Annotated in this window: 7 protein-coding genes; all 7 read right to left on the reverse strand. The window is 38.5% G+C overall.

Translation table 11 applies throughout. The features are described 5' to 3' along the window. Positions 1-446: 446 nt before the first annotated feature. Positions 447-929 (reverse strand): GNAT family N-acetyltransferase, encoded by a 483-nt coding sequence (locus FNZ24_RS16360; protein WP_153915896.1) that lies wholly within the window; start codon positions 927-929, stop codon positions 447-449. A gap of 112 nt (positions 930-1,041) precedes the next feature. Next, positions 1,042-1,998, reverse strand: a complete 957-nt coding sequence (locus FNZ24_RS16365) for a Gfo/Idh/MocA family protein (protein WP_153915898.1) — start codon at positions 1,996-1,998, stop codon at positions 1,042-1,044. Between the two features lie 490 nt (positions 1,999-2,488). Continuing rightward, the gene (locus FNZ24_RS16370) at positions 2,489-3,022 is read right to left on the reverse strand and encodes a cell division protein ZapC (RefSeq protein WP_153915900.1); all 534 of its coding nucleotides are present in this window, start codon (positions 3,020-3,022) and stop codon (positions 2,489-2,491) included. A 190-nt stretch (positions 3,023-3,212) separates the two neighbouring features. Further along, positions 3,213-4,235 carry a quinone-dependent dihydroorotate dehydrogenase gene (gene pyrD, locus FNZ24_RS16375; protein WP_153915902.1) on the reverse strand — a complete coding sequence of 341 codons (1,023 nt, stop codon included), beginning with the start codon at positions 4,233-4,235 and terminating at the stop codon, positions 3,213-3,215. A 65-nt stretch (positions 4,236-4,300) separates the two neighbouring features. Then, a complete protein-coding gene (locus FNZ24_RS16380) occupies positions 4,301-9,145 on the reverse strand; it encodes an NAD-glutamate dehydrogenase (RefSeq protein WP_153915903.1) in 4,845 nt (1,614 codons plus the stop codon). A 266-nt stretch (positions 9,146-9,411) separates the two neighbouring features. Then, positions 9,412-11,766, reverse strand: coding sequence for an efflux RND transporter permease subunit (locus FNZ24_RS16385; protein ID WP_153915904.1), 2,355 nt, complete (start codon positions 11,764-11,766; stop codon positions 9,412-9,414). A gap of 137 nt (positions 11,767-11,903) precedes the next feature. Beyond that, positions 11,904-12,917, reverse strand: coding sequence for a WD40/YVTN/BNR-like repeat-containing protein (locus tag FNZ24_RS16390; RefSeq protein WP_153915905.1), 1,014 nt, complete (start codon positions 12,915-12,917; stop codon positions 11,904-11,906). Positions 12,918-13,047 lie beyond the last annotated feature (130 nt).

Genomic DNA, 13,047 nt, shown 5'->3' on the forward strand with positions numbered 1-13,047 from the left:
TGGATGAGAGTAATCTATAACAGACTTATAGTCATAGAGTAAATTAACTTTATAATCATTAACTAAGCATTAAACATAATATATGGGCTAATAAAGTGCTAGGCAGATTCTAACCTGGACACCAGTACTGTTATCGATAACATCGGTTTTCAGTAATATTATCCAAAGTAAAATATACCTCTTCAATGTCACAATATCTTTTCAATACAAATATCATTACTGTCTGGAGCAAAATGAAATTTGTAAATAAACAACACGATTACTGCTAGCCATATGCATGGTTTATTGCCAGCAAGCATGATGTTCACTTTAAAGACGAAATCACAAATTTATATAATTAACACACTGAAATTAATAATCTATCAATAAACGCATTCCTGGCCGAGACAGATTAAATAAAACAAAAAAGCCAAATCATATGATTTGGCTTTTTTGCAATGACATTATTACAGTGACTTCAGCATCCAAATATCACAGCCACCGTGAATAGTACCATCTAAGGGTTTATCTAAGTGTTTAAACCCTTGTTTTTCATATAAAGCAATTGCAGACGTCATACTGGCCAAGGTGTCTAAATAACACTGTGAATAGCCAAATTCTTTCGCAAAAGATATACATTGCTGCGTTAACTGTTTACCAAGACCTAATCCGCGGCTTTGGGGTAATAAGAATAACTTTCTTAGTTCGCAGATATCGGTTGAGCCATTAAAAGAGGCAATTCCCGCGCCGCCGACTATTTCACCATCAACACTAGCCACTAAATACTGTGCTCTTTGCTCTGTTATATAATGCTGGCTCATAGCATCCACTTCAGCATCTGATGGGCCAAAGCCCTCACCTACAGCGCCAAACTCTTTACCCACTGCCTTTATAATTTTTGCAACGTCAGCATCTTGCTCTACACTTATCGGTTTTATGATTATATTCATGAATTTTTGATGTTTTTGTTTGCATGTATTTTTAGATTATCAGTAAAATTTTTATTTTAAAGAAATAAATAAACTCATTTAACTAACACTATCAATTGGCGAAAAGTTTCACCTATATACGAGACTTAATCCTCGCAATATTTTCTTGGAACAGTCTCGAAATATCAGGAGTCACAATCTCAGAAACTAAATTTCCAGCTAAAATTTCATTAGCGACGGACTCAATTTCATAATTAAAACCAATGGTACTTCGTCGATCAAAAAATGATTCTATTAGGTCATCTAACTCATAAAGGTGACATTCACTGGCACGCCAAAAATCAGGAATGGCGATATAGCCCTTGTCACCAATGATATAAGCTGAGTTTGGTAGTTTACTTCTAAAAGAAGTCCCTAAAGTTGCCATTACTTCAGGGTAATTGAACATAAAACAGACTTCATCTTCCACACCATTAGGAGCAAGATGTGAACTCACATAAATGGACTCTGGAGTTTGTTCGGTAAATAAATACGCTAAAGCGATTGGATATATTCCCATATCAAAAACACATCCCCCAGCAAGCTCAGTAGAATACTCTCGAGAATCTGGTGCATAAGCTAAAGGATAACCAAAATCAGCTTTAACTTGCAAAAGTGTGCCAATTCGACCTTGCTCAAACCAATTTTTTGCTTGAATAATGGCCGGTAGAAAATATGTCCACATGCCTTCGATTAGATAAACCTGTTGTTGCTCGGCTATTTCAAATAACAATCTCGATTCTTCGAGTGTCACTGTGATCGGCTTTTCACACAGTACCGACTTACCAGCAAGCATCGCCGCTTTAGCTTGCTCAAAATGAAAATTATGAGGAGTGGCAATATAAACCACATCAACCTTGTCATCATAATACAAACTTTCATAATCACCACAAGCAACGTTCGCACCATACTGTTTAGCGAATTCTTCAGCACGCTTTTTATCACGTGCAGCAACTGCATAAAAGTTACTATTACTGACCACTGCCATATCACTAGCAAACTGATGCGCAATCCTACCTGCGCCTATAATGCCCCAATTAAGTGTTTTCATTTAAAATCCGTTTCAAGTAGTGCTGAGTATTTTATTCTCAGTTTTAACGTATATCTGACAGCGTAAATTGTAGACTAAGCGACTAATCATTGAATAGCTAGAAAACCAATTAAACTTCGCCAATTGATTACAAATTAAATAAAAAGCCATGAGAAAGAGTTAACGCCTTTCTTTTAATGATTACATGGCAAGCACTCAATCAATCAAAAATCAAAAATCAAAAATCAAAAATCAAAAATCAAAAATCAAAAATCAAAAATCAAAGCAGACTTTAAGTATTGAGTTAATACACCAATACTTTGCTAGCCTCTAATCTAAATAATTGAAAATAGCTGTAAGAATATCGATGTGTTAAGACGATAAATTAGACAATAATTGAGTGTTTATCGACATTACTGATGGAGAGTTTGATATAAGGAAAAATAATTCTAAGCAGAAAAAGTTTCACCCTGAGCAAATATTAAACAACAATAAATATGACACCATTTATTTATGCTGCAACTACCTGTTGCGCTTTTCTTAATGGATTAAGTCGATTATGCATGACCTTAATTGTTTCAAATTGCTGTAGTGTCTTAGAGTCAGTTAAAGGACACTCTTTAGACAACACCATCACTAATGCTGCTTGTAAGCTGTTTTCAACTACCATGACTAATACACGGCTGCCGTTAGCATTTAAATTAAACAACTTACCTACTTCGCAATAGACACATTCTTGGCTAATTTCAAAAAACCAAGATTTCGGCATTTGCGGTTTTAATAGAAAGTGCGCGGCAGTTGCGTTCAAAGCTGTTTGAACAATTGCAGCGTCAGACATATTGACAAGTTTTGGAAGGGTTTCAAGCATGTGTATATAGAATTTAGCGTGCTCGACACTAAATTCTGATGTTACTAATGCATCAGGAATAAGAGTTTTAGTTTTATATGGGGTTAAGAACTCCATCTCGGAACCTAATGAAATACTTAATTGCTTAAAGTTTTCATTATATTCCCACTGCCAGTCCTTATTTGGCATTAATAACATTTTTAAGTACCTAATTATAAGAATACAAACTGATAATAGATTATATTTCGGACAATATCAAAACTTAATTTAAAATATTTGATATAAAGATCATAAAGTTATAACGATCGAAAGATCGTAATTGCGATCGCTATAACTTTTTTAGATCTATAAATAAGATCGTTAGACCATTAATTAATCTAATTAGATCTTATTTAGTCTTATAGGCATTAACAATATCTTTAATTAATCCTGGGCCTTGATATATAAACCCTGTATATATTTGAACTAATTGAGAACCGGCATCAAATTTAGCTAAAGCATCCTCTGCACTATTAATTCCGCCTACGCCAATAATTGGGATCTCTCCGTTCAAATAACCGGCTAATTCTTTGATCACTTTTGTTGATAGATCCGTTAACGGCTTACCACTCAAACCACCCATTTCATTGGCATTGTCTAAACCAACCACTGCATCGCGGGTTAATGTCGTGTTGGTAGCAATCGCTCCATCAAATTTACTCTTCAATAGAGATTCAGCAATTTTCTCAATCTCTTCACTGGTTAAGTCTGGTGCAATTTTAAGGGCAATTGGAACATACTTATTATATTTTTCGGCTAGCTCAGTTTGTTTTGCTTTTAATGAGCTTAATAAATCATCTAATAATTCACCGTACTGCATTGTACGAAGGCCTGGGGTATTTGGAGAAGAAATATTGACCGCGATATAATCTGAATGCTGATATACCTTTTCCATACAGATTAAGTAATCGTTTTTACCTTCATCTACTGGGGTATCTTTATTTTTACCAATATTGACACCAACAATAATATCAGTTTTCTTAGCCATTAAGTTTCTGACTAAATTATCTACACCTTTATTATTAAAACCCATGCGATTAATGATCGCCTTAGCAGGTTTTAATCTAAATAAACGTGGTTGTTCGTTACCTGGTTGAGGACGAGGAGTGACTGTACCGACTTCTACATGACCAAAACCCATAGCATGAAAAGCATCAATTGACTCACCGTCTTTATCTAAGCCAGCAGCAAGACCTACAGGGTTATTAAAGGTGATCCCCATGCAAGTCACAGGAGCAGCACTTACATCTTGGCTGTAAAATAGGTTTAAAGGGTTGTTTCCAGTGTTTTTTAAACTCCCAATAGCGATGTTATGCGCTACTTCTGGATCCATTTGAAACATTACTTTTTGTGCCATTTTGTAAAAAAACATGCTTTCTCCTAAACCTAAAAAAAGCCCCGGCTAATTGCCAGGGCTTGTTCACTTATTATAAATAATTATCTTGGCCCTTCGCAATGAAGAATCAATAAATTAAGTTCACGTAACGCCACCGAGAATTTAGCAAAGTCATGACTTTGAGAAACTTTAAAGTCAGCTAATAGATGGAACCAGCGCTCTAACAGCTTCTCATTGTTATCAATCCATTGCTGAATGATCGAATCAGCATCACAAGTATCTGTACAAGCTCTTAGCACTGTAGAACTGAGTGCACGTTGCTGCCAATCGAGTTCTTCTCTAAATGCTGCACGAGCAAGTGCTTGCCAATGGTTAGATACAGGTTGATTACTGATTTGTTCAAGGAACCAATGTAATTCAACTTTTGCACCCAATCTAAAGTAAGTTTCAGCGACTAACTGAACTGACTTACCTTCAATTTGTGCAATCTGAGCGATATCTAATGCTGAGAACAATGTACTCATTTTAGCAACAACTTGTGCTAACTCTTGCGGTACCTTCTGTTCTGTTAATGATTTAATTTCAGTTGAAATTGCAATCACTTCAGCAGCAATCATGTACTGATCAACATTGGTTTTCAGCTCTTCAAACACAGGTTTAAAGAACGCTACCGTTTGCTCAATATTCTCACCTTTACTGCGATGGCGAATGAACCAACGGCAAGCACGGCGCATATTACGGCGCAATTGATGCAGCATTTCACTTTGTACATCAGCAGATACCACACCATTCAATTCAGTAATCGAATGAGTTAAGTCAGCTAAACCAAAAACTTCGCGGGCCATAGTATAGCAAATTGCAGCTTCAGCGACTGTGGCACCAGTCTCATCTTGCATGCGTTGTACGAAATTAAAGCCCATATCATTCACTAGCTCATTGGCTAATGACGTAGCAATAATTTCACCGCGTAGTGGATGAGCAATCATCTTATCAGCGTATTTATCTTGTAACTGCTGTGGGAAGTAAGCTGTTAGTAATTTACTTAAGAAAGTATCTTCAGTAATTTCAGCTGTCACTAACTGCTCTTTTAGCACCATCTTACCGTAAGCAACCAGCACTGAAAGTTCTGGTCTAGTTAATGGGCGGTTATTCGCTAAACGTTCAGCTAGCTCATCATCAGTCGGTAAAAACTCAAGTGCTCTATCTAGCTTGCCGTCTTTTTCAAGATATTGAATATAACGAATATGCTCTTTTAGCTGTGAAATACCGTGCGCTTGAGTGACAGAAATAGTGCGAGTTTGATCGTTACAATCTTGCAGTACAATCTCACCCACTTCATCAGTCATTTCTTCAAGTAAGCGGTTACGCTGTTTAACGGTTAACTCGCCATCTGCGACTAAAGTGTTCAACAGAATTTTGATATTAACTTCGTTATCTGAACAATCTACGCCGCCAACATTATCAACGAAATCTGTATTTACACGGCCGCCATTTGCAGCAAATTCAATACGGCCTAGTTGAGTGGCACCTAAGTTACCACCTTCACCAATAATTTTTGCGTTGAGCTCGTTACCATTAACACGAATAGCATCGTTTGCTCGATCGCCAACTTCAGCATGAGTTTCAGACGTTGCTTTAACGTATGTACCGATACCACCATTCCAAATTAAATCGACACGCATTTTAAGCAATGCTTGCATCAGTTGATTTGGTGTCATGGTGTCTAAATCAGTTTCAAGCATCGCTTTGATTTCTTTAGTCAGCTTAAGTGACTTGGCTGAACGATTGAAAATCACTCCACCTTTAGACATCAATTTAGTGTTGTAATCTTCCCAGCTTGAACGAGGTAAGTTAAATAAACGCTCGCGCTCTACATAACTTTTTTCAACGTCAGGATTTGGGTCAACAAAAATGTGCATATGGTTGAATGCAGCAACAAGTTTAGTATGACGTGATAACAACATACCGTTACCAAATACGTCACCAGCCATGTCGCCAACCGCTAGACATGTAAAGTCTGTGGTTTGGCAATCAATACCTTCTTCACGGAAATGGCGTTTAACTGACTCCCATGCACCTTTTGCTGTAATCCCCATTTTCTTGTGGTCGTAACCATTACTACCACCTGATGCAAACGCATCACCTAACCAGAAATCATACTCAATGGCGATTTCGTTAGCGATATCTGAGAATGTTGCAGTACCTTTATCGGCTGCTACCACTAGGTAAGCATCGTCTTCATCGTGTCGAACGACATCTTTAGGAGGAACAACTTTACCTTCGATAATGTTGTCACTAATGTCGAGTAAACCACGGATAAATAAGCGGTAACAAGCTTGACCTTCATTAAAGAATGCTTCACGACCGCCATCCGTAGGCAGTTGCTTACACACAAAGCCACCTTTCGCACCTACAGGTACAATGACGGTGTTTTTAACTTGTTGCGCTTTAACAAGACCTAACACTTCAGTACGGAAATCTTCACGTCTGTCTGACCAACGTAGGCCACCACGAGCCACTTTACCACCACGTAAATGCACACCTTCTACCCTTGGAGAGTAAACAAAGATCTCAAACTTCGGCAGTGGGCGCGGCATTTCCGGAATATCTTCAGGCAAGAATTTGAACGAGATATAAGGTTTATTCTCATTTTTAGATAATGTCTGATAGAAGTTAGTACGCAGAGTGGCGTTAATTAAATCTAGGTAGCGACGGATAATACGGTCATCATCTAGGCTAGATACATCTTCAAGACGTAAATCCACCTGCTCTAAAAACTTACTTAACGTACGTGTTTTTAACTTAGGATTGAATTTACGAATAAACATTTTGACCAATAAATCAGCAATTTGCGGATAACGGTTAAATGTTTCTTCAATGTAAGATTGACTGAATGTCGCATCGATTTGGCGCATATACTTAGCGTAAGCACGTAAAATAGACACTTCACGACCTGTTAAGCTGGTCGCTAAAATCATTCTGTTAAAGCCGTCATCCTCAAGCTCTTTATCCCATACTTGAGAAAGTGCATTTTGGAAACGATCTTGGCTATCGGCTAAATTATCAATAGCAGCGCCTTGCACTGTCATTAAGAAATCTAAAATCCAGAATGTATGACCGTCTGCAGTTTTCACTTCATACGGGCGCTCATTGATAACACGAAGGCCAAAGTTTTCCAGCATTGGTAAAACATCAGAAAGATGAATAGGTTCATCTTTATGGAATAACTTTAAGCGAACATTATTGTCATTCAGCGCAGTTTCTTGCGGCTGGTAAAATAACATGCCTAATTTATGGTCGTCATTCAATGCTTCAAGGTGTTGGATATCCACTACCGCAGAACTTGGCAATACATCTTCTTTATAACTTGGTGAAAATGCAGTTAAGTAACGTTTCGTGAGACCCGTACCAGATTGTTCACCTAAGGCATTGTTGAGTGAACTATGTAATTTATCTTCCCATGAGCGAGCCGCTTCAATGAGGTTTTTCTCAATAGCAGCCACATCGACGTCCATATTATTATTATCAACTTTAATGATGTAATGCGTACGCGCTAAAGTTGATTCTGAGAAGTAAGTGGTAAACTCAACATCTTCACTACTGTTAAAGTGCTGAGCCAAAATACGCTGAGTATCTTGACGTAATTTGGTGTTATATCTGTCTTTAGAGACATACACTAAGCAAGATAAGAAGCGGCCAAAGCCGTCCTTTCGAACAAACAATTTAAGTTTGTCACGATCTTGCATTTGTAATACACCACGAGCGATATGAGCAAGTTGATCTTCTTTTGCTTGAATTAGCTCATCGCGAGGAAGATTTTCAAGAATGTTCATCAAAGCTTTGTAGTCATGTGAGCGAGGGGCAAGACCCGACTGCTCCATGACACGTTCTACTTTTCCTGCAAGAAGTGGAATTTCTCGCGGGCTGCGGTTATACAAGTTTGATGCATACAAGCCTAAGAAACGGTCTTCACCAATCACATTCCCCGCTTTATCAAAACGTTTAATACCTACGTAATCTACGTAAGCTGGGCGATGAACACGGCTCTTAGTTGAACTCTTAGTTAACACAAGCAAGCTTTCATCAAGTGCTTCTTTACGAGCAGATGCTGAGAAGCTTGATAGTAATAATCCACGATCAGCTTGTTGATTACGTGAACGCGTCATTAAGCCTAAGCTAGACTCTAAATCAGGGACAAGTTCAACATCACCTTCTACGCGTTTAAGCTCGTAATAGCGATAACCGAGTAATGTAAAGTGATGATTATTCAAGTAAGTCAAGAAGTTAGTCGCTTCTTCCATTTCAGCTTTTTCGCCAGGAAATGGTTGCTTAGGTAACTTTTTAATCGTGTCAGATAATTTATCTGACATTTGTTGCCAATCATCTACTGAAGAAACAACATCAGCAAACACTGACTCTAATTCTTTACCAATGGCTTTAATATCGGCTTCGCTGCTTTGACGATCAATCTCTATTAAAAATACAGCAACGTTTTCGGTAGCTTCTGGTGCATCTTTAATAAAAGAAACTTCTTTAACCAATTCCTCATCACGGACTAATGCAAGTGGTGTGTGTAACACCATATGCGCCGTAATCCCCATGCGGTTTAATGCCATAGTGACTGAATCAACCAAGAAAGGCATATCTGGTTGAATTATTTCAATAATACTATGGGTAGATTGCCAGCCATGTTTTGACTGACTTGGGTTAAACACACGGATGTGGCTGTTGGTTTTAGCTGATTTGTTTAGCGCATTCCAAAGGCTTAATACGGCACCATAAAGGTCACTGTCATTACGAGCATTTAAGTCTTCTTTTGACATATGGGCGTATATACAATTGGCAAATTGCTCAACTTGTTTAGCTTGAGAATTAGGGATTTTTTTATGAATTAAATTGACTACATTTTCTAGTAGTACTGAAGGCATTGCATCTTTAAAGGCCATGTTGCAGTTTCCTTAAGCGTTTATGGCAGCGCTTTTATCATTATATTGGATGCTTCGGCTTGTTGATTCAGTTTAAAACTGAGATCTGGAGCAAAGTTTATTACTAATTAACTGCTATATCGAGCACTATTTTAGTGGTAGATCCTCTAATATCCTTGTTAACTCTAGAATTATAGTCACTATTTGACCAATCAAGCGTTTAGACAGACTAACTATGCAAAAAAAAAAGGAGCCTAAGCTCCTCTTGTTGATTCTAAACCGTTTGTTTACTTGGGTTTGCGCCAAAACACGGCTGATAATGCAGGTAAAATAATTATCGCACCCAACATATTCACTAAAAACATGAAAGTTAACAAAATTCCCATGTCCATTTGAAACTTAAGTGCTGAGAAGAACCAAGTACTAACACCAATCGCTAATGTTAAGCCGGTAAAGATAACCGCGCTACCACGTTCAACTAATGCTTCAAAGTAAGCTTGTTGTACTTCCATACCCTGAGTTAACTTGCCAGACATAGTGGATAAAATATAAATACCGTAATCCACACCAATCCCAACGCCCAATGCAATCACAGGTAAAGTACTAACGGCTAGACCGATATCTAGCCAAGTCATTAGCGCTTGCGCTAATGTTGACACCACATATAAAGGCACAATCACCGCAACTGTTGCTTTGAATGAACGGAAACTGATAAGACAAAGAACAAACACTGCCCCATAGACATATATCATCATTGGCAATTGCGCTTCACTTACAGCTTCATTCGTTGCAGCCATAACACCAACGGGGCCAGATGCGAGTTTAAATTGCAGCGTATCAGTGTTTAATTGCTCAGCAACTTGCTTCACTTTAGCGACCACGACTTCGATAGTTTCAGCTTTATGATCTTTTAAGAATAAGAACACAGGCATCACCGAACAGTTGCCGTTAAGTAAACCTGAAGTTGTAGGCACACGCCCTACTGCTTGCACTAAACTTGCAGTAGTTCGTGGCAGGACTTGCCATTTAGGGTTACCTTCGTTAAAACCAGCATTAACACGCTTAGACACAGACGCTAAACTTGCGGTTGATTCAACACCAGGCGTGTTACCAACCATCCATTCAAACTGATCAATTTCATTTAATAACGAATGATACGTACATGCTTCAGGTTTAGCCTCAACAATGACAGTCATGTAGTCGGTTGTTATCGAATAATTATCGGTAATATGGAAAGTATCTTGGTTATAACGAGAGTCTAAATGAAGCGCAGGTGCCCCACCCTGTAAATCACCAATTTTCATATTGCTAGCTTGCTGAAAGCCAAACCCATATAAAATTGCAGTACTAATTAGCACAATAACTGCATATTTAGGGGTGGCAAATCGTGAAAGACTGCGCCATAAATTTTCAATTTTTGCTTTTTTAATCGGATCTTCTTTAGTTGGTTTAATGGTCGTGTATGAAATAACTAAAGGTAATAGGATGAGGTTAGTTAAAATGATAACCGCCACACCAAGCGATGCCGATATAGCAAGCTCTCGAATAATACCAATATCAATTGCCAACAAGGTTAAAAAACCGACCGTATCAGATAATAACGCTACGCCACCAGGCACTAACAAACTACGAAATGCCGACGCTGATGCCGCTTTAGTATTTTGACCATCAAGAACACGGCGCCTTACAGCATTAATCATTTGAACGCCGTGACTCACACCAATCGCAAATACTAAAAATGGCACTAGGATGGACATAGGGTCTAAGCCAAAACCGACCACAGTCAGCAAGCCTAATTGCCAAGTCACTGCAACTAAACTACACACAAGCGGTAATATCGTCAGGATTAGCGACTTCGAGAACAGATAAACCATCACCGCAGTAATTAAAATTGCGATTAAAAAGAACAGTAAAACCCCTTTTGCCCCTTCAGCAACATCACCAGCCATTTTTGCAAAGCCAATAATATGGATTTTAATAGTGTCAGTTTCGTACTTACCGCGAAGTTGGTCTTCTAGTTGTTTAGCAAATTGAATGGTATTGAGTGGCTTGGTTGTAATGTCTTTTTCAGCGCCCTCTGATTCAGCCATTTCTTCATCAGTTTTAGCAACAAAGTCCATTAACTGCGCCGTTAACATGGCAGATGAATAATCATTAGAAACTAAACGACCAACGATACCCGCTTTTTCGACGTTATCACGTACAACGTTTAGTCCGTAATCATCATTACGGAAATCAGCAGGAATAACTGGACCGCCCGCAAAGCCATCTTCAACCACTTCAGTAAAACGGGTTGAAGGAGAATATAAAGATTTTACTTGTGAGCGCTCAACACCAGGGATAAAAAACAGTTCGTCATGAACTTTTTTAAGGGTATCAAAATACTCAGGGTTAAATATATTACCACTAGTATCCTCAACAGATACCATAATCCTATTAGCGCCACCAAAGTCTTTTTGGTGCTTAGTATAGGTTTTCATGTACTCATGATTGAGCGGTATGTTTTTACTGAAAGCCGCATCCATTTTTAACTGGCTAGCCTGGTAGCCAAGAAAAAGTGTAATAAGCATGAATGAAAGGATCACCCACATGCGGTTTCTGAAAAGATGGGTTTCAAATCCATTGACCAGTTTTTCTAACATCTTATCGGCCCTATTATTGTTGTTTTATTTTTATTCAAACTTAGTATCAATTCTGTTCAGTTTTAACAGTAACATTAAACATCTGTTACTTGCCCCCGATACTGAACTAACTCGTCCTGAGAATGACTATCCCTACTCTATTTGAGCTGAAATAAACCTTTTGAACCAGCAAACCAAACTTGACCTTGATTGTCGCTTTCTATGGCTACAATATTTTCACCTTGCCTTCTAGCAACAATGTTTGCACTGTCATTGCTGTCTAACTCGATAATGACACCAGCATTACCTACAAGATATAAAGTTCCTTTGTCGGTGATAAAGGCATTATTAATCGAAGATTTAACTGGCAATTCAATTTCTTGCCACTGACTAAATTGTTTATCAGTTTTAAATACATGGCCGCGTAGCCCCATCACAAAGACGGCATTATTAGCTTCAATTGCACTAAACATTGAACCTTCGTAATTGAAGGGTTGTGCGGTAAAAGTGACTCCATTGTTACTGGACGTTGCCACTAAACCTAGTTCACCTACCATTAATAATTGATTGTCAGATAACTGAATTACACGATTAAAATGCGGTAAAAGCGCAGCGCGCTCTGATAAATACAATGCTTCATCTTCAGCTTTTAAGTCTGCAAGATAAGAAACATCCTCGGGAAATAGTAACTCTTCGTGAAACTCTTGAACCCATTCTTTACCACCATCTGCTGTACGGTAAAACAGGCCATAGGCACCTACAGCGATACCTTCTTGTTCATTGAAAAATAAAATATCTAGTAGTGGCTTCTCAACTTCAGTGGACTGAAATTGCACTTGCCATGTTAGCCCACCATCTTCTGTGTGAATGATAGTGGCATCATGACCCACAGCCCAGCCTTGGTTTTCATTTAAAAAGAATACTTTGGTCAACTGAGAAATAACTGGAGAGCTAATTTGTTTCCAATCTTGCTGTTGATTAACAAGTACATGGCCACGCTCACCGACAGCAACAAGGCTATCACCAGCTTTGGCGATATCGAGTACTAAAGAGGATTTAGCCAACGGTTGGATCTGAACTGAAAGAGGATCGAATTGAGCATTAACTGGCGCAGTAGAGATTAAGCAACCTAAGCTGATTGCGACAACATTGCGAAGTGTGCGAAACGACATACAAACTTCCTTAGAAATAATAGGGGCGCAAAGCGCCCCTTAAAGGTCTTAGCGAATACCTGACGCACTTCGTCGCGCAGGTATTCGCTAAGACCTTTAAGGGGCGCTTTGCGCCCCTATTATTTCTAAG

It is taken from the genome of Shewanella sp. TC10 (genome assembly GCF_009663145.1).
Lineage (GTDB): Bacteria > Pseudomonadota > Gammaproteobacteria > Enterobacterales > Shewanellaceae > Shewanella.